This is a genomic window from Fibrobacter sp., assembly GCA_024399065.1.
Lineage (GTDB): Bacteria > Fibrobacterota > Fibrobacteria > Fibrobacterales > Fibrobacteraceae > Fibrobacter.
This window is the reverse complement of record JAKSIB010000034.1, coordinates 15,674-34,807: the sequence shown is the minus strand read 5'-3', so window position 1 is coordinate 34,807 and position 19,134 is coordinate 15,674. Positions and strand designations below refer to the sequence as shown.

Here is a 19,134-nt window from a genome sequence, read left to right as displayed (position 1 = left end):
GGTGAACCTCATCATCAACACCCCGTGGGCTCGCCGCGACGCTGTTGCCGATGAAAGCGCCATCCGTAAGGCTGCCATCAAGTACATGACTCCTTACATCACCACCCTGGCCGCCGCTCTCGACACCGTCAAGGGCATTGCCGCCGCCAAGGCTGGCAAGGGCGAAGTGAAGTCTCTGCAAGAGTATCACGCTTCTATTGAAGAAGTTTAAGACTAGACGTGAGAACGCTGCGTCGCTTTGCGACTCGCTACAGACGAGAGACGAAAGGTGATGCGGTGCTTCGGCGGGCTCAGCGCCCATCTCTAGCATGTCATCCTGAGCGGAGGCGCTTCGCGCCGAAGTCGATATAGAATTGTTGGAACTTTAGTTCCTTGCAATTCTTAGGTTCGAAGGAACAGGATCTAGCCTAAACTTAAAGAACCCCGTCTCATTGGAGGCGGGGCTCTTTTTATTCGCAAAGTTTTGTGAATGTAGGCTACCTATCGTTGGCTTGCGAAAAATATGGCGGTGGCTTCGGTGAGTTGCGCTACGACGTAGAAAATTCCTACGAAGCTTGCTACAAGCAAAATGGTTTCTACGACGGCGACGATTTTGCACCAGGGGGCCTTGCCGATTTCAATGCCGTTCTTGGCGGTATAGGTGCCGTTGCCCAATTTGTACAGATCCATAATGTTCAGGATCATGGCAACGGGAGACAGCACACAAGAAAGGGTGCAAACCAGCTTGATGATGCCGGCCTTGATGTTGCCACAGTTCAGGTCGTGAACACCAAGGTATCCGAACAATGTGGCGAGAATGCCGATGTAGGTGGCGTTCTTGTCGGGACCGCCCTTGCCGATGACTTTCTTGGCGAAGGGGTTCCCAACTACATGCTTGACGAATTCCTGCTGACGTTCTTCGTCGGTCATGTTCGAGGAATTTTTGCAGAACTTTTCCCAGGATTTCTGGTCATAAATCTTGTCGGATGGTTCGCCGGATTTGTTGTCGTGTTCGGAACGAACTTTTGACTTCCTTGTGGAATTTTCCACGGGGAAGCTTTGTTCCAAATCCAGGCTTCGAGGCTCGTTTTGATTTTCCATATTTCAAAATTAGGAAAGGCGCTCGGTGAGGCGGGTGAAACGTTTGTTGCTTCTGCTGTTTCGTACGGCTTGGTAGAAGGCGCCTGGTGCCGAAAGAATCCACACGTGGCCTTTGGCGCGGGTGATGGCGGTGTAGATCAAGTTGCGCTGCAACATGACGTAGTGGCTGCTGTCTAGAATGACGATGACGGCGGGGTATTCGCTGCCTTGGCTCTTGTGGATGGTGCTGGCGTAGGCGAGGGAAAGTTCCTCGATTTCGTCGTCCTCGTAATCCACGTTCTTGTCGTCGAAAAAGACTGTGATTTTCTTGTCCTTGCTGATGCGCCAGATGATGCCTACGTCGCCGTTGAAGACGCTCTTTTCGTAGTTGTTTTTCATTTGCATCACGCGGTCGCCTACGCTCCAGTTGGTGCCTGCGATTTTTGTGCGGGGTGCGTCCGGATTCAGCAAATCCTGCAGGAACGTGTTCAGTTCGAAAATGCCCAGGGGTCCTTTACGCATGGGGCAAAGGATCTGCAATTGTTCCTTCAGGTCGATGTCCAGTTTGCTCTTGACTCCGGAGGCGATGAGCTGCTGCAGGATAGTGCGGGCTTCGTCCGGATCGTTGTAGGGCATGAAATGGAAGTTGGGTCCGTCGGGAGGGGAGGGCACGATGCCCTGATTAATTTTGGAGGCCTTGTCTGCGATGTCGTTACCGCCGGCCTGGCGGAACACGTGCTGCAGGCGGACGCTGGGAATTTTCGGACAGCGGAGGAGGTCGTTGAGGACATTGCCTGGGCCAACGCTTGGTAACTGGTCTGCGTCGCCTACAAGAACAATTCGGGTCTGGAAACTGACCGCATCAAGGAGGGAGGCGGCGAGCCATGTGTCCACCATACTGAATTCGTCCACAATCAAGAGCTTGCATTGAATCTTGTTGTCGGAGTTCTTCTTGAACTTGTGGGAAACGGGATCCACTTCCAGAAGGCGGTGGATGGTGCTAGCCTTTTCTCCGCAGACTTCGCTCATGCGCTTTGCTGCGCGGCCTGTGGGGGCGGCGAGGCAAATGGACTCATCCATTTTGCGGGCCAGGTGAATAATGCCCTTTAGGATGGTGGTCTTGCCTGTGCCGGGACCACCTGTGATAATGAAAATCTTGTGGCTCAACGCCTTGCTGATTGCTTCGCGCTGGACTGGGTCGAAGGCGAAATGATGCTCTCGTTCCCAGTCTACCAGGGCGTGGTCGAAGCCTTCCATGGGTAAATCGTTCGTCAAAAAACGGCGAGAAATGTTGTCAGCAATACGCTGTTCCGCATTGAACAATTGGGGATGGAAACAGTCGTCGCCAACACGACGGATCCGCTCATTGTTGCAAGTCCTTTCAAATATGTCCAGCAAGCGATTGATGGAATCTTCGTCTTCCATCTCCAAGCGGAGATTCCGGATGGTGCGGGACAGCAGTTGGTCCTTGGGCAGGAACGTGTGCCCGTCACTCATGGACGCTTCCTGCAGCGTGTAAAGTAGTGCTTCCTGTAAACGCGTCGGGCTATCCTTAGGAATCCCCACCTTCATGGCGATTTCGTCCGCTTTCAGAAAACCGATGCCGAAGATTTCCTCGCACAGCATGTAGGGGTTTTCGTGAATTTTCTCGATGGTCCCTTGACCGAATTTCTGCCACAGCTTTTTGGCGATGCTGCCGGTAATATCGTGGCTGTACAGGAACATCATGGTGTCGCGGCTATGACGGGTTTCCTGCCAGCGGGCAAGGAAAATCTCCACCTTGGAGGCGGACAATCCCTTGATTTTTTTGCTGCGGAAAATTTCCGGATGATTGTCCAGAATATCAAAAGTCTGTTCGCCGAAAACGTCGTAAATGTTCTGAGCGGTCTTGGGGCCTACACCGGGGCAAATTCCGCTACCGAGATAAGTGACGATATCGCCGTCGTCGGCTGCAGCGATGAGCTCAAAACTGCTTGCCTTGAACTGAGGACCATATTTCGGATGATGCCCCCATTCTCCTTCAAGTTTCAGCTGTTCGCCCACATTGAATTCGGGGAAGGTGCCTGTAACGATCACCACCTTTTTGGATTCTGCATCGTTTAGCCGCAAAACGGTGAATCCATTCTGCGGGCTATGAAAAGTGATGGACTTTACGGATCCTTTAAGTTCCATTACTTAGGCTGGTAATTGTTCTTGACGTCCTTGGAAACGTCCCACTTATCCGGATCGAAACCTTCCATGGTAGAAAGTTTCTTACCGCGCTTGACCAGCCAGGAGCCGAGAAGAGCGGAGAGGATAATGGCGAGAACCAATGCGGTGTTGTAGTTCAAGCCAAAGCCCAGGGGTGCACCCTTCAGGTTGGTGGGGCTGACCCACAGAATGTAATCAAAGCAGATAAAGCTCATGAACAGGCAGGGGCCAAGTCCAATCCAGAAATTCTTGCCCTTGCAGCGGAGATAGACGGTAGTGACGCAGAGGCTGCATACGGCCATGAGCTGGTTGCTCCAGCTGAAGTAATTCCAAAGGATGTTGAAACCTTCCGGGTTCAGGTTGCTCCAAAGGATGATGAGGAAGCAGACGAAGAACATGGGGACGGTGAGCATCAAACGACTCTTGACAGAAGTCTGTTCGATGTTGAACAATTCTGCAATGGTGAGGCGGAGGCTGCGAAGGCTGGTGTCGCCACTGGTGATAGCGAGGACGATCACTCCGATAACAACCATCACGGAAATGGGGGCGAAGGGAATCACGGTGGAAACCAATGCGCTCAAAACCTTGACGCCGCTAGCGCCGGTGATAAGTTCCGGCATCTGGTGGTAAATGAACATACCACCTGCAGCCCAGATCATACCGATAAGGCCTTCGATAATCATCATACCGTAGAAAGTCTGACGGCCCATATGTTCGCTCTTTTCAGTACGGGCCACCAGCGGGCTCTGGGTGCTGTGGAAACCACTGATGATGCCGCAAGCGATGGTCACGAACAGCATGGGAATGATGGGCTGGCCGGCCGGATGCTTGTTGAAGTTGCTGGCGAAGTCGCTGAAGCAGATTTCGTCAAGAACACCAAGGTTCGGGGCGATGCCGATCAAAATTGCGATGGAGGCGAGAATCAGCAGGGCACCGAAAATCGGGTAGATGCGGCCGATAATCTTGTCGATGGGGAAGAAGGTGCTAAGGAAGTAATAGACGAAAATGCAGCCCACTGCAATCCAGAACAGAGTGGGAGAAACAGCGCTCCCCACGAGAATGGGGGTGTTGATGAGAGCTGCAGGAGTGTTGGTGAACACGGCGCCTACAAGAATCAATGCCACAGAAATCAGGGTGATAACGATCTTGGAAGGTCCTTTGCCCAGGAACTTGCGGGAGAGGGCTGGAACATTGTAACCGTTGTTACGCATGCTCACCATGCCGCTGAAGTAGTCGTGGACGGCACCGCCAAGGACGTTACCCAGGGGAAGCAAAATAAAGACGATGGCACCGAACTTGATTCCAAGAATCACGCCAATCACGGGACCGATGCCGGCGATGTTCAAAAGCTGGATCAAGACGTTTTTCCAATGGGGCAGAACCACGCGGTCCACACCATCAGGATTTTCAAGTGCAGGCGGCTTGCGGTCATCGGGACCGAAAACTTTTTCAACGAATTTTCCGTAAGTGAAGTAGCCTCCGATGAGGATGGCGACGCCAATAAGGAATGTAATCATCTTATGCCTTCTTTATTTTGTTGCGGGTTGCAGGATGTAGCGGTCGACTTCGCCACTTGCCCCAGGTTGAAATTATTCCTTGCCGAACTGCTGCTGGAAGTAAAGAACGTTAGTCGTAAAGCTGGACTTGCCGGCATAATCAAAGCCGATAACCGGATGGTAGGAGTTACCCACGGTAAATGCGACTTCCAGACCGAACTTGAATCCGCTATTGCCTTCAACAGAAAGGTCGTAGTTGGGGGCGTATGCGCTGGATTTGCCGGAGGCATCCATGTTGGCGTACTGGTAACCCAAGGTCATCATGACTTCCACTTCCTTGATAGGTTTGTAGCCGATTACAACGTCTGCAGTAATGCCGGTCAGATCAAGAATCAAAGGGGAGGTGTGTTCCTTGGGTTGGTACTTGATGGTGCTGGAGCTGTAGCCGAATACGGCGCTGATGTCCATAGTCTGGAGGGCGGCGGGCAACTTTTTCTGGAACAGATGGCCGAAACTATACTGTGCGCCAATACCCAAAAGGTTGAAACCCTTCAGTTCGCTGATGGGCGGAAGCCACATGCCGCGGAGAACCAGACGTGCGTGGTAGTAGCTGATGCCGAGTTGCAAGTACGGATAGGTGAAAATGGGGAGGCTGTTCAAGGTCTCGTTACCGTAAACGATCCCGGGAACAGCTGGCTGGCCCTTGTCTCCGAAAATGGTGGGAATGTCTGCGGAAAGAATGCCTACTTTTTGAGTGTATTTTCTGTCGTCATCTCCGATGGGTACGATGGCGAAGGGAAGACCTGCTTCAAAGGCGAAATTCTGGGGGACGCTGGCGCTTGCATACCAGTTGCTGTTCAGCACGTTACCAACATTGTCGATGATGGGCTTGACATAACCGGCTCGGTTGGATGCCTTGTAGAATGCGGACAATGTTTCGTTGGTGGTTGCCCAGCCATCTTTGTCGGCTGCGCCTGCGGATACTGCTACGCCTAAAGCGATAGCGGAAATGATTTTAGTGATTGTTTTCATATTTTACCCAAACCTAGAACTGATATTGTACAGACAGTGAAGCAAAGAAAGTTGTTTGCCAAAAATAGTGGTCCAAGTCGCAGAGGCCTGTTTGCTCAGTATAGATGTTCTTATACCAGTTTTCGTAAATCTTGACAGATGGCACGACTGCGATATGGTTGGTGAAATAGTAACGGAAGTTGGCGATAAAGGCGAGGCCTGAACCCATCAATTCGGCAATGCTTTCGTCGTAACCAAACATTGCGGAATTTTTGGTTTTGATATTGCTATAGGAGTATCCGCCACCGAGGCCGATCTGGAAATCTTCAGGCCACAACAAGTTGTAGGTGAACTCGAAGCCGAATCGCCAAATACGAGAATTTCGCTCGTTGTCTTCTTCGTCATACTTGGTGAGTTCCTGGGTAGATTTCCAATACTGGAAATTTGCGGTCAGCGTGAATGCCCAGATGTTTGCGCCCAAGGTGAGGTCTGGACTAGCAAGAAAATTCAAAGTAGGCGGGTGTACGGTTACTTTATTTCCGAGGGTATCGGCCGTCTTGATGATATGCTTATTTAAGTCACCTCTTGAATAGGCAGCACCAAAGCCGGCTTCAACAAAATATGTTCTCGGCCAGTAATCGTCAGCCAAGGCGTGAGAACAGAAAACTGTAACTGCGGTGATCAGTGCAAATAAAAGTCTATTCATCTTCATTACGATCTTCTATCCTTTAACCTTTGACTTTGAGTTTCCCTACTTAGCTGCGTAGTAGAACATGGCGTCGATGCACTTCTTTGCGGCGACGCGAGTTGCTTCGTCCAGTTCCACATGCTGGGCCGAGTCCGGATGACGGAGGGTTTCCAGAATGTTTTCCAGGGAGTTGGATTTCATGTACTTACACATGCTGCAGCTACCGATAAAGCGCTTATTGGGGAACTCGTACTGCATACGGGCATTGAGGCCGCATTCGGTAAGGAGCAGGAACGGAGTATTTTCCGGCTGTTCCTTGATGTAGGAAACCATTTGACCGGTGCTGCCCACGTAATCGCTGAGGAGGGCGACGCCCGGATGGCATTCGGGATGGCTTACCACCTTCAGGCCCGGATTCTGGCTGCGGAAGAAGTTGATCAGTTCGGAATCGTAGGTTTCGTGCACGTAGCAGCAACCGCTATGGAGAACGATTTCCTTCTTGATGTTACGCTTCTTCATTTCCTCAATGAGGTTCTGGCCCATGAGACCATCGGGTACGAATACGATTTTATCGTTTTCGAGACTGCTTACGATCTTCATCACGTTGGAACTGGTGACGCAAACGTCGCAGTTTGCCTTCACGTCGGCGGTGGTATTGATGTAGCAGACGAAAGTGTGGTCGGGATACTTTTCGCGGAGGGCGCGGACTTCGGCTCCGGTAATGGAGTCGGCCAGGCTACAACCGGTAAGAGGACCCGGAATCAGAACGTCCTTGGTGGGGTTCAGAATCTTGGCGGTTTCGCCCATGAAACGGACTGCGGAGAAGACGATGGTCTTTGCTTCCACCTTGGTGGCGTCCTGGCTCAGCTTGAAACTGTCGCCGTCGTAGTCGGCAACACCCAGGATGATTTCCGGGGCAACGTAACTGTGGGCGAGAATCACGGCGTCACGTTCCTTCTTCAGTTCGTTAATCTCGTTGATGACGGGAAGCATCTGTTCCACTTTTTCCATGGAATAGGTGCAAAGGACAGCGCCGGGCTGGATAGTCTTAAGACGATTGTAAAGTTCTTCTGCGGTCATTTGTAGGCTCGAGGTTCGAGGTTCGAGGCTCCTGTTCGAAGGTAATGTCGAACAAAGGACGCTTTTGACCCAAAGATAGAAAAAATGGTTGGTCCCCTTTAACCTTTAACCTTTATCCTTTCCGCTTAAACCTCTCCTTGGCACGGATTTTGCATTTCATACGGCGTAAAGTCGGAAAAGAAATGAAAAATTTTCAATTTCTGTAAAAATTAAGGTGAAACAATGATTTTAAACCAAGCTGGATTTACGAAAAGTGTAAAAGACGAAGAATTCTCCGCTTACCTTATGGAGAATGGCGTCAAGTTCGGCTATGGTTCCTTGGTGGACGACCGTGATGGTGAAATTTATAGCACCGTGAAAATTGGTGAGCAAATTTGGATGGCAGAAAATCTCCGCTATGTCACTAAAGGCGGACACGCTGATGATGATGTTGGCAGTTTTGTTTATGGAGAGGTCGCAAAGAACGCAGCAAGATATGGTCGCCTCTATACTTGGGCGGCTGCCATGGATTTGGATGCCAAATTTAATGAAATGGACTTAGATGCTGAAAGTGCAGCAAAAATTTCCGCAGGGACTTATCAGGGAATTGCTCCTGAAGGCTGGCACATTCCTTCTGAAGATGAGTGGCATGAACTTTGTGAATACCTGAGAAGCCTGGAAGACGATATTCCGGGTAACATGCTGAAATCTCCCAATTACTGGGAGGAATGTTTTGGTTCCAGACCGGGTAAGGATAGCGTGGGCTTTGCGGGTGTTCCTTCGGGAGGCCGCTACGGCATGGGCTATTTCTTTGACTTGAACAAGTCTGCCTATTACTGGACTGCAACGGCTGTTAGCCACGAATGCGCCAGGTATCGTAGCCTCGGTTTTCGTGGTGGAAAGATTGGTGCAGATTTCTCTTACAAGAGCGATGCCTATTCCATTCGCTGCGTGAAGAACCGTTAAACTTCGCCGATTCTCATCATCTTGATCAAAGGCATGCCGGCTTCGCGACATTCCTTCATATCAATTTCGAAATCGATACTCCAGTCGTTGAAATCTTCTTCGTCCTGCAGCATTTGCTGGATGCGCATGATGTCTCCATCGTAAGTGATAATGCTGTGATGGATGGATCTTCCTTCTACGTCCAGACGGAACTTGTGGTGTTCTGCGGTGTAGGCTGCCATGATTTCCAGTAAGCGGCTTTCGGTCCATGGCTTGCCTTCGCCGTCCACCAGCATTTGGCCTTCTGCCAAGTCGTCTGCCAGCATGTCAAGCGCATCGCCGTAAGCTTGCTTTTGGAGTGCGCCCATGAGCTGGAAGATGCGCTGACGCACCATATTGACGAAACGTTTCTTGTCGTAGGTAATGTCGGCGGCCACCTTGTCGGCGCCAAATGCGGTTTCCAGTTCCGTAGCCCCGGCGGCTTCCATACGCTTCTGATAGTCTTCGGGATGGGCCATCTTTTCCCATTCTTCCAGAAGGCTGGAGTCCGTGCGACGAATCATGTCGCCAAGGTACTCTTCCATATCGCGGAGTTCGTCGTTTTTGTATCCATCGGGAACAGTTTGCTGCAGAACTTTGTAGACGTAGTTCAGGTGGCGCAGGAGAATTGCTTCCATGCGCTGCAAGTTGTACTGTTTTACGTAACCGCTGAAGGTGCTGAAGTTTTCAAACATTTCGCGGACGATGGATTTGGGTTCCACGTTTACGTCGACCCACGGGTGGTTTTCTGCGAAGGCGTTGTAGGTGTCGTAAAGGAATTCGCGGAGGGGCTTGGGGTATTCCACCTTTTCCAATTCTTCCATACGCTGGTTGAATTCCATACCCTGGGCCTTCATTTCATCCATGCGGGCGTTCTTCGCCTTGTTTTGCTGAATGCGCAAGATGGTTTCGGGGTTTTCCACGATGCTTTCGCACAAAGTAATAACATCTAAAGCGTAGTCGGGGCTGTCCTTGTCCAACTTTGGCAAAGTGTCCAGCAGGTACAGGGAAAGGGGCTGATTCATGGAGAAGTCGTCCTGCAAATCCATGTTCACGCGGAGCTTGCTGTAGCCCGGTGCTACCTGCGGTACAAATTCAATAATCTTGCCTTCTACCAGGCCGCGGAATAACTGGAATGCGCGCTTTTCCAACTTCTTTTTGCTTGCTGCGGATTCGTGACAATCCTTCAACAGATTTCGCATGGCGCGGCAACCGTCGGTGGGGCGGCTGAGAATGTTCAAAAGCATTCCGTGGCTCACCTGGAAACTGGAGGTAAGTGGCTCTGGAGCGGCCTGGATCAAGCGTTCGTATGTTCCCTTGTCGAAAGGAACGTAGCCGTGTTCAGGCGGCTTTTTCTTTTGGAATTTTTTCCCGGTCTGTTTTGTCTTGGCTTCTAACTTTAGGTTTTCAATAACGTGTTCCGGAGCCTGGGCCACCACGTAGCCTATGTTGTCAAAACCCTTACGACCTGCGCGTCCTGCGATCTGGTGGAAGTCGCGTGCGGTAAGGATTGCGGTCTTGTCGCCGCTGTACTTACAGAGCTGTGTGAACAAAACGGTACGAATAGGAACATTGACACCAACGCCTAAGGTGTCCGTTCCGCAGATGACTTTCAGCAAACCTTTCTGAGCCAACTTTTCGCAGAGAATTCTGTACTTCGGTAAAAGTCCTGCATGGTGAATGCCGATGCCCTGCTTCAGCCAACGCTTCACTTCGGGGCCGTAGGGGCTGCTGAAACGAACTTCCTTGATGGCTTCGTTGATGGCCACCTTTTCTTCCTTGGAACAAAGGTCCAAACTCATGAAATTCTGGGCGTTGGTTGCTGCAGCAGCCTGGGTAAAATGCACCACATAAACAGGAGCCTTCCCTTCGTTCACAAGTTTTTGAACGGTGTTGGAAAGTTCCGTTTCGGAGTAGGTAAAATCAAGAGGAACCGGGCGGTCTGTAGAGCGGACGGTAACGGATTCCTTACCCGTATGCTTCGTCATTTCCTTCTCGAAAAATTCCGTGGCGCCGATGGTTGCGCTCATGAGAAGGAATCGTGTGTGTGGCATGGTCAAGAGAGGAACCTGCCAGGCTGCGCCGCGTTCCTTGTCGGAGTAGTAATGGAATTCATCCATGACCACGTCGGAAATGGTGGACATTTCCCCTTCGCAAAGGGCCATGTTGGCGAGAATTTCGGCAGTACAGCAGATGATGGGGGCGTCGCGATTGACGGTGGCGTCACCTGTGGAAAGTCCTACATTTTCGGGGCCAAATTCCTTACACAGGGCCATCCATTTTTCGTTGACCAAGGCCTTGATGGGGCAGGTGTAAACGCTGCGTCTTCCGTGGGCCAGACTATCGAAATGCATAGCCAGGGCCACCATGGATTTCCCGGAACCGGTGGGAGTATTCAAAATGACATTTTTTCCGTCCAGAAGTTCCAAGATGGCTTCTTCCTGGGCGGGGTAAAGCGAAGTTCCCTTGGATTCTGCCCATGTCAAGAAAGATTCCAAAAGGGCTTCAGAAGAAACGTCGGCTTGCTGATCGCCGGAGTTTTGTGCGTCCTTGTTGTTCTTGGGAAGGAAATCTTTTAGAAAGAGGGGGGTATTTTCGCTCATATATTAAAAGATAGTTTTTTATGAAATCTTTTGTTTTTCTAAATTTGCAACACTAATCGTAATCTTATCTGGATGTGAAGGAATCTATGGCTTCTAAAAAGACAGAAGAAACAGATCTTGTTCAAGTTTTAAAAGACCTTTTGAAGAATTGGCATATCATGCTTCCGTGCTTGATTCTTGCCGGCATTGTTGGCGTGTTTGTCGCCCAATGGATTCGCCCGATCTATCAGGTGGATGCTTTGCTGCAAATTGAATCCAAGAACGGCAAAAGTTCCATGAACATGATGGGAGGCCTTGGCGCTCTTTTTGCATCGTCCAGTCCTGCAGAAACTGAAATTGAACTGATCAAGAGTCGCCAGGTGATGGGTTCCGCCGTTGAAAAGATGCATTTGATGTATCGTGCAGAACCTCTCAGTTTTGTGGATCGTCTCCTCCATAAGGAAGGCCGTCTTGAACTTTCCCAGTTGGAAATTCCCTGGGATAGCATTCCGTCTGATGAGTATAAGGATCAGGAATGGTTTGTTGTCGTGAAGGACAGCGTTGGCGGCTTTGATTTGCTTGACCATAAACAGAATGTTGTGTTCTCCGGTGTTGCTGGTGAAACTTACAAGTTCCCCTATGCCGGCGATTCCGTTACAGTGGGCATTTTCAGAATGGATGCCCGTCCTGGACAGAAGTTTGCAGTGTCTAAAATTTTGAGACTGCAGGCTATCGACGCATTCCGTAAGGCTTTTGGCGTGAAGGAACGCGGTAAGAAGACTGGTATTCTGGAATTCTCCTATCAGGACATCTATGCTGACCGCGCTGTTGAAATTTTGAATGAAGTCGCTTCTTCCTACTTGCGTCAGAATGTTGAAGAACGCAATGCAGAAGCCCAGAAGACCTTGGAATTCCTTGAAAAGCAGCTTCCTGATGTGAAGGCTCAGATGGATTCCTCCCTCATGAACTTGAATGCTTATCGCAACAAGGTTGGCTCCGTAGACATTAACGCTGAAACTCAGCTTGTTCTTCAGCGTCGTATGAAACTTCAGCAGGACATTCTCGCCTTGCAACAGCGTAAGCAGGATGCAATCCGTTTGTTCCATTCTGAACATCCGACTGTAAAGACCTTGGAAGACCAGGAAAACGCATTGAAGCGTGAATTGGCAGGAACCTCTAGCCAGGTCAAGAAACTCCCGGCTACACAGCAGGAAGTTCTTTCCTTGCAGAACGAAGTTGAACTCAGCAAGAGTGTTTACACTACTATGCTGAATAACATTCAGCAGCTCCGCCTGGTTTCCGCAGGTGAAGTCGGTACGGTTCGCATCGTTGACTTTGCTGAAGAAGTGACTAAGGCTGCCAAGCCGAAGAAAAAAGTTATCCTCATGTTCGCTTTGTTCATCGGTTTCCTGTTTGGTGCCTTGATCGTGTCCGTGAGAACCAAGTTCAGTAGCGGTGTAAAGAGCGCAAGCTTCATTGAAAAGGAAACTGGATTCACTGTTTATGCAAAGGTTCCCAAGGGCAATCCCGATGGAACCAAGGGTACAAGACCCTTGGCTGTGGTTGAACCTGATGACGTGGCCGTAGAATCCCTCCGCGCTCTGCGCTCCTCCTTGGAATTCTCCATGATGGACGAAGGCGCTTCCGTAATTGGAGTCAGCGGTCTTATTCCTGGCGTTGGTAAGAGTTTTATCTCTGTAAACCTTGCGGCACTCTTTGCAGGCATGGGCAAGAAGGTTCTTCTTATTGACGCTGACCTTCGTAAGGGTCGTTTGCATAAGGAATTTGGCATTAAGCGTGGTGATGGTTTCTCCCAGGTTTTGCTTAAGGCTGTTGATGCGGAAAAGGTCACTTTTGCTACGGAAGTCGAAAATCTGTTTGTTATTCCGTGCGGTAATGTTCCGGCTAATCCGGCAGAATTGCTTGGCTCCAAGCGCTATCTTGAATTGATCGAAAAGTTCAAGTCTGAATATGATCTTATCATCGTGGATACTCCGCCGATTATGCTGGTGACGGATGCCGCCTTGGCTTGCCGTGTCGCTGGCCAGATTGTCATGGTCATTGAATACAATAGACACTCTATCGAAGCCATCCAGGATGGCATGGGCCAAATTTTGAAGGGCAATGGAAATGCTCACGCTTCTATTGTCATCAACAAGTATGAACATAGCCGTTCCGAAGGTTACGGCTACAAATACGGAAAGTATTAATGAAGGGAATCATTCTTGCCGGAGGCTCCGGTACTCGCCTCTATCCGTTGACAATGGTCACGAGTAAGCAGCTGCTGCCTGTTTACGACAAGCCCATGATCTACTATCCGCTTTCCACCTTGATGCTGGCTGGAATCCGTGATATCCTGATTATTTCTACGCCTACGGACTTGCCCAACTTCGAACGCTTGTTGGGTGACGGTAGCGCTATGGGTTTGAACCTTTCGTATAAGGTTCAGCCTAGTCCCGATGGTCTTGCCCAGGCATTCATTCTCGGTGAAGAATTTATCGGAAACGACTGCTGCGCCATGGTCCTTGGAGACAACATTTTCTACGGTAACGGCTTCAGTCCCCTCTTGAAGGCTGCTGTGAAGAATGCGGAAGAAAACGGCCGTGCAAGCGTTTTCGGTTATTACGTTGAAGACCCGGAACGCTTTGGCGTTGTGGAATTTGACGCTGCAGGCAAGGTGATTTCTGTTGAAGAAAAACCCAAGGAACCCAAGAGCAACTACGCCATTACGGGCTTGTATTTCTACGACAACCGCGTCTGCGAATTTGCTAAGGCTCAGAAGCCTAGCGCTCGCGGTGAACTGGAAATCACGGACCTGAACAAGACTTACTTGGACATGGGTCAGCTGGATGTGAAACTGCTTGGCCGCGGTTTTGCATGGCTTGATACAGGTACCATGGATAGTTTGATTGAAGCTGGCGACTTTGTTCGTATGGTGGAAAACCGTCAGGGCATCCAGATTTCCGCAGTTGAAGAAATCGCCTTTATCAATGGTTGGATCAGCAAGGATAAGTTGCTTGAATCTGCCGCAAAGTATGGCAAGTCTCCCTATGGTCAGCATCTGCGCAAGGTTGCTGAAGGAAAGATCCGCTACTAGCATTGGTACGAGAGATGGGTAAGTTTAACTTTATAAAAACTTCTGTCGAAGGCGTGACGATTATTGAACCGACCGTGTTCGGTGACCATCGCGGCTATTTCATGGAAACCTACAACAAGGCGGAGTTTGATGCCGCTGGACTGAATGTTGATTTTGTACAAGATAACGAATCTCGTTCAAAGAAAGGTGTGCTTCGCGGCTTGCATTTCCAGAAAAAGAATCCACAGGGAAAACTGGTTCGCGTGTTGGAAGGTGAAGTTTATGATGTTGCTGTAGACCTTCGTAAGGGGAGCCCTACTTTTGGTAAGTATGAAGGCGTTGTCCTTAGCGCTGAAAACAAGAAGCAGTTCTACATTCCTGAAGGCTTTGCCCACGGTTTTGTTGTTCTTAGCGAAACTGCGACCTTTGTCTATAAATGCACCCGCCTTTACGATCCTACGGATGAAGGTGGCTTGTGTTGGAATGACCCGGCAATTGGTATTCAGTGGCCTGTGGGAAATGGTTTTGAGCCTCTTCTCAGCGAAAAGGACACCAAGAATCCTTTGTTGAAAGACCTTGGTTTTGCGTTTGACTTGTAAAACCTGAAGACTTTGTCAAGAATTTTATAGAGTCCGCTGTTGTCGGGCTCTTTTTTTGCATATTTAGGACCTTTTTACAGTTCTTGGGCTCGCATACTTGTCTGCTAAGTTTTTACTTTTATACTGATGAAAAATATTCTTGTTATCTGTACCGGAAATATTTGCCGTAGTCCTACGGGTGAATATTTGTTGAAGAAGGAATTGGGCCCTGATTACAACGTGATGAGCGCTGGATTGGGTGCTTTGGTGGATCACCCGGCGCATGAGATTAGCCAGAAAGTGGCTATGGAACATGGCGTGGATATGAGCGCACATCGTGCTCGTCAGGTGAATCTTGATATCCTTCGTTGGGCAGATTTGATCTTGGTTATGGAAAATGGCCATAAGCAGGATTTATTGAGCAAGTATCCCGCATTGGAGGGCAAGGTTTTCCGTTATGGTGAACCTCAGAAAGTTGATGTTCCGGACCCGTACCGTCGACCGGAAAGCGCTTTCGTTTTGGCTTGGAATTTTATTTCGAAGCTGACTCCCTACTGGGTTGAAAAAATTAAGCAGAGCAATGCATAAAATTAAAGGGTGAAAGGAACTTATGAATCGTTTTAGTGTTGGCTTTGTCAGCGCTGTTGCCGTTTTGCTGAATGGTTGCGCTTTGGCTCCGCAAATGCGTATGGACATTCCTGATGACCAGGAATCTTTTGAATATAACGGTCTTACCGTTCGAGTCCATTCCATTGAAAAGGGCGAGTTTGCTGGTGGCACCGCTGCTGCAAATACTGAATCCGCTGAACAATCTGATTTCGGTGATTTGAAGGATCTGATGGTGGATTCCCTTCCGTCCCTGGAATACCGCATCGGTCCTCTGGACATGGTTCAGGTCGTGGTTTGGGAACATCCGGAATTGACTTCTCCCATGGGTCAGTATCAGCCTGCCGGTCAGAAGGTAACAACCGATGGTACCTTGTTCTATCCCTATGCTGGTGAAATCAAGGTTGCGGGTCTGACTGCACAGGAACTTCGTGCTGAGATTACCCAGCGACTTTCCAATAAGATTTTGAACGATCCTCAGGTGGATGTTCGTGTGACGGGCTACAATAGCCTCCGTGCAACGGTGACCGGCGCAGTGAACAAGCCCGGCTTTGTGGCTTTCTCTGAAGCTCCTATGAACCTTCCGCTGGCTGTTGCCGCTGCTGGTGGCTTTGCCGAAGAGGCTGATCCTTCTGGAATGCAGCTCCGTCGTGGCGATAAAGTCTATAGCATCAACTATCTGGACGCCTTTAAAGCCAACCTTCCGTTGGACAAAATCATCCTGAAACCGGATGACCAACTTTTCGTTCCGGCAATGTCTGAAACCCAGAAGGAAAACAAGGTTTATATTCTTGGTGAAGTTGGCCGCGTCGGTGTGGTGAATTTGAATCATGGAAGCCTTTCTCTGGTGGAAGCTTTGGCCGCTGCTGGTGGTTTGAATGCTCTGAATGCCTCTTCCAAGGCCATTTATGTTCTCCGCAATTCTGGGGCGAACCAGGTGGATGTGTTCCATTTGAATGCTAAGAACGCCATGTCTTTGGCTATGGCTGACCGTTTTGACTTGAATCCTCATGATATCGTATATGTGGACGCTTCTGGTCTTGCAACTTGGAATCGTCTCTTGAACTTGATTTCACCTAACGCAGGCATTCTCAACACAACTTCTAGTTTCCTTGAAAATGTCAACTACATTTACCATCGTGGTTGGTAGGGTAGATTATGATTAACTTGATTCTCTGTGGTGGTAACGGAACTCGCCTTTGGCCTGTGAGCCGTTCCCTTATGCCCAAACAGTTTGCTCCTCTCTTCGACGGACAGTCCCTGTTCCGCAAGACCGTGGTGACCAACTCTGCAGTTTGCGATGCCCAGTTCATCGTCAGCAACGCAGACCAGTTCTTCCTTGCCAAGGACCAGCTTGAAGCTGAAGGCAAGAAGGGCAGCAAGTTCCTTCTGGAACCGGTGGGCCGCAATACCGCTCCCGCAATTGCTCTCGCATGCTTGACTTTGGACCCGGAAGAAATCGTCCTGGTTTCTCCGTCCGATCACGTAATCCGCAAGAAGGACGAATACAAGAAGGTCCTTCTCCGCGCCCAGGAACTTGCCAAGGAAGGCAACCTGGTGACTTTCGGCATCACTCCGACCAGCCCGGAAACTGGCTACGGCTATATCGAAGCCGAGGGCGAAAACGTGAAGCGCTTTGTAGAAAAGCCGGACCGCGCCACTGCTGAAAAGTACTTGCTCGCCGGCAACTTCTACTGGAACTCCGGTATCTTCTGCTTCAAGGCAAAGACCTTCCTTTCCGAATTGCAGAAGCATTCTCCGGACATTTTGGAAGCGTCTAAGAAGGCTCTCGCCAACACTGCTGCTGCAGAAGCCGGCGAACCGATCCGCATTGCCATGGATGACATGAAGGCCATTCCTTCCAACTCCATCGACTACGCCGTGATGGAAAAGTCCGACAAGGTGAAGGTTGTGCCCAGCGATATCGGTTGGAGCGACCTGGGTTCCTTCGACAGCCTCTATGGCGAATATCCTCACGACGAAAACGGCAACAACGTGAACCCCCGCCACATTGCAGTGGGCTCCAAGAACTCTCTCGTCATGGGTTCCCAGCGTGCTATCGCAACCATCGACCTGGACAAGATGCTCATTGTCGATACTCCGGATGCTCTCCTCGTTGCTCCCCTCAGCAGCAGCCAGAAGGTCAAGCAGGTGGTCGAAGAATTGAAGGTCCGCGGCTCCGACCTCATCAGCGTTCCGCAGACCGTGAATCGCCCCTGGGGTACCTACTCTGTTTTGGAATCCACCGACCGCTACAAGATGAAGCGTATCGTGGTGAAGCCGGGCAAGCGCCTCTCCCTGCAGAAGCATTTGCACCGTTCCGAACACTGGGTCGTTGTCAGCGGTACCGCAACGGTGACCGTGGGCGATCGCGTGTTCTACGTACGTTCCAACGAATCCACCTACATTCCGGTTGGCACTGCACATCGTTTGCAGAACGAAGGTAAGCTTCCGCTGGTTATCGTTGAAGTCCAGGTGGGTGAGTACACCGGCGAAGATGACATCATCCGTATGGAAGATGACTTCCACCGTAACTAAGATGCTTGTGTGCAGTGTGGTTTAATTCCGCGCGGCGCCTTGCAAATTGCAAACTTAAAAAGAAAAGGTCTCGGCAATGCCGAGGCCTTTTCTTTTTTTGAATGCGTTTGGGCGGTCCTTCGTGAACGAAAAAGCCTCGTGCTAACGAGGCTTTGAAGTGAGAGCAAATTTCAGTCGCAGGATCTAAACTTGCGTTTAGAAATTTGCGGTCTGTATTAGAACTGGTCGAGGAAACGCTGGTCGTTGCCGGTCAGGAGGCCGATTTCCGGAATAGCATGACGGAGCATGGCGATACGGTCCAGACCGAAGCCGAATGCGAAACCAGTATACTTTTCACCGTCGATACCGCAGTTCTTGAACACGTTGGGGTCCACGGAGCCGCAGCCACCGATTTCCATCCAACCGGTGCCCTTGCAGCGACGGCAACCTTCACCGCCGCAGAATACGCAGCTCACATCCATTTCTGCGGAAGGTTCCGTGAAGGGGAAGAAGCTGGGGCGGAAACGAGTCTTGACGCCTTCGCCAAAGAGCTTGTTCATGAATACCTGGAGAACACCCTTCAAGTCAGCGAAGGAAATGTTTTCATCAACCACGAGACCTTCGCACTGCTGGAACATGGGAGCGTGGGTAGCGTCGTTATCAACGCGGAACACGTGGCCCGGAGCGATCATGCGGAAAGGCGGCTTGTGGGTTTCCATGTAATGGATCTGGGTACCGCTGGTGTGGGTACGGAGCATCACCTTGTCGTCCACGTAGAAGGTGTCCTGCATGTCGCGGGACGGGTGGTCGGGCGGGGTGTTCAATGCTTCGAAGTTGTACCAGTCGGTTTCGATGTCGCGGCCGAAGTCCACTTCAAAGCCCATCTGGCTGAAGAAGTCGATGATTTCTTCGCGAACGTCGTAAAGCGGGTGGGTGGAACCAGCACCGATGCCTGCGCCGGGGAGGGAGACGTCGACGTTGCCGCTTTCCAGCTTCTTCTGGAGGGCGGCCTGGTTTGCAGTTTCGATAGCCTTTTCGATCTTTTCGGAAACGGCCACCTTAAGTTCGTTGACGAGCTTGCCGAATGCCGGACGTTCTTCTGCGAGAAGAGAGCCCATCTGCTTCATGAGGTCGGTAACGAGACCCTTCTTGCCCAGGAACTTCACGCGGAGGTTGTTGACGGCTTCTTGGCTGATGAGGTCCGTTTGAGCAAGTTCTGCTTCAAAGGCCTGCTTGACTTTATTAATAGCTTCACTCATAATGCGCTGCAATTTAGAAAAAATTCAGG

General features: G+C 50.3%; 16 protein-coding genes. 8 read left to right on the top strand and 8 right to left on the bottom strand.

Annotated elements, in window-relative coordinates:
- A partial coding sequence (locus MJZ25_13500) for a hypothetical protein (GenBank protein MCQ2125190.1) occupies positions 1-211 on the top strand: 211 nt, incomplete at its 5' end.
- Between the two features lie 269 nt (positions 212-480).
- On the opposite strand, the gene MJZ25_13495 is transcribed toward MJZ25_13500, so the two are convergent.
- The 6 genes from MJZ25_13495 to nadA all read right to left on the bottom strand — a co-directional run bounded on the left by MJZ25_13495 (position 481) and on the right by nadA (position 7,524).
- Positions 481-1,080, bottom strand: coding sequence for a TM2 domain-containing protein (locus tag MJZ25_13495; GenBank protein ID MCQ2125189.1), 600 nt, complete (start codon positions 1,078-1,080; stop codon positions 481-483).
- Between the two features lie 9 nt (positions 1,081-1,089).
- Positions 1,090-3,231 (bottom strand): ATP-dependent RecD-like DNA helicase, encoded by a 2,142-nt coding sequence (locus tag MJZ25_13490; protein MCQ2125188.1) that lies wholly within the window; start codon positions 3,229-3,231, stop codon positions 1,090-1,092.
- The gene (locus MJZ25_13485; protein ID MCQ2125187.1) at positions 3,231-4,766 is read right to left on the bottom strand and encodes a carbon starvation protein A; all 1,536 of its coding nucleotides are present in this window, start codon (positions 4,764-4,766) and stop codon (positions 3,231-3,233) included. Before MJZ25_13485 ends, MJZ25_13490 begins: the two co-directional genes overlap by 1 nt.
- A gap of 72 nt (positions 4,767-4,838) precedes the next feature.
- On the bottom strand, positions 4,839-5,777 hold the full coding sequence (locus MJZ25_13480) for a hypothetical protein (GenBank protein ID MCQ2125186.1): 939 nt from the start codon (positions 5,775-5,777) through the stop codon (positions 4,839-4,841).
- 13 nt (positions 5,778-5,790) lie between these two features.
- The gene (locus MJZ25_13475; GenBank protein ID MCQ2125185.1) at positions 5,791-6,468 is read right to left on the bottom strand and encodes a hypothetical protein; all 678 of its coding nucleotides are present in this window, start codon (positions 6,466-6,468) and stop codon (positions 5,791-5,793) included.
- A 39-nt stretch (positions 6,469-6,507) separates the two neighbouring features.
- Positions 6,508-7,524, bottom strand: a complete 1,017-nt coding sequence (gene nadA, locus MJZ25_13470) for a quinolinate synthase NadA (protein ID MCQ2125184.1) — start codon at positions 7,522-7,524, stop codon at positions 6,508-6,510.
- 222 nt (positions 7,525-7,746) lie between these two features.
- On the opposite strand from nadA, the gene MJZ25_13465 reads away from it, so the two are divergent.
- Positions 7,747-8,469 (top strand): hypothetical protein, encoded by a 723-nt coding sequence (locus MJZ25_13465; protein MCQ2125183.1) that lies wholly within the window; start codon positions 7,747-7,749, stop codon positions 8,467-8,469.
- Here MJZ25_13465 and MJZ25_13460 read toward each other — a convergent pair.
- Positions 8,466-11,090 carry a DUF3516 domain-containing protein gene (locus MJZ25_13460; protein ID MCQ2125182.1) on the bottom strand — a complete coding sequence of 875 codons (2,625 nt, stop codon included), beginning with the start codon at positions 11,088-11,090 and terminating at the stop codon, positions 8,466-8,468. The two genes, MJZ25_13465 and MJZ25_13460, sit on opposite strands and share 4 nt — an antisense overlap.
- A gap of 86 nt (positions 11,091-11,176) precedes the next feature.
- Between MJZ25_13460 and MJZ25_13455 the strand changes: the two genes are divergently transcribed.
- The 6 genes from MJZ25_13455 (at position 11,177) to MJZ25_13430 (ending at position 17,867) form a co-directional block, all read left to right on the top strand.
- Complete coding sequence (locus tag MJZ25_13455; protein MCQ2125181.1) at positions 11,177-13,279, top strand: polysaccharide biosynthesis tyrosine autokinase; 2,103 nt, start codon at positions 11,177-11,179, stop codon at positions 13,277-13,279.
- A complete protein-coding gene (gene rfbA / locus MJZ25_13450) occupies positions 13,279-14,166 on the top strand; it encodes a glucose-1-phosphate thymidylyltransferase RfbA (GenBank protein ID MCQ2125180.1) in 888 nt (295 codons plus the stop codon). The genes MJZ25_13455 and rfbA overlap by 1 nt, the downstream gene beginning before the upstream one ends.
- A 14-nt stretch (positions 14,167-14,180) precedes the next feature.
- Positions 14,181-14,744 (top strand): dTDP-4-dehydrorhamnose 3,5-epimerase, encoded by a 564-nt coding sequence (gene rfbC, locus MJZ25_13445; protein ID MCQ2125179.1) that lies wholly within the window; start codon positions 14,181-14,183, stop codon positions 14,742-14,744.
- A 126-nt stretch (positions 14,745-14,870) separates the two neighbouring features.
- Positions 14,871-15,311: a low molecular weight phosphotyrosine protein phosphatase gene (locus MJZ25_13440; protein MCQ2125178.1), complete on the top strand. Its 441-nt coding sequence runs from the start codon at positions 14,871-14,873 to the stop codon at positions 15,309-15,311.
- Positions 15,312-15,333: 22 nt separating this feature from the next.
- On the top strand, positions 15,334-16,479 hold the full coding sequence (locus tag MJZ25_13435) for a polysaccharide biosynthesis/export family protein (protein ID MCQ2125177.1): 1,146 nt from the start codon (positions 15,334-15,336) through the stop codon (positions 16,477-16,479).
- 8 nt (positions 16,480-16,487) lie between these two features.
- Positions 16,488-17,867, top strand: coding sequence for a mannose-1-phosphate guanylyltransferase/mannose-6-phosphate isomerase (locus tag MJZ25_13430; protein ID MCQ2125176.1), 1,380 nt, complete (start codon positions 16,488-16,490; stop codon positions 17,865-17,867).
- 215 nt (positions 17,868-18,082) lie between these two features.
- Here the strand turns inward: MJZ25_13430 and pheS are convergent, their stop codons facing one another.
- Complete coding sequence (pheS, locus tag MJZ25_13425) at positions 18,083-19,105, bottom strand: phenylalanine--tRNA ligase subunit alpha (GenBank protein MCQ2125175.1); 1,023 nt, start codon at positions 19,103-19,105, stop codon at positions 18,083-18,085.
- Positions 19,106-19,134: the final 29 nt, after the last annotated feature.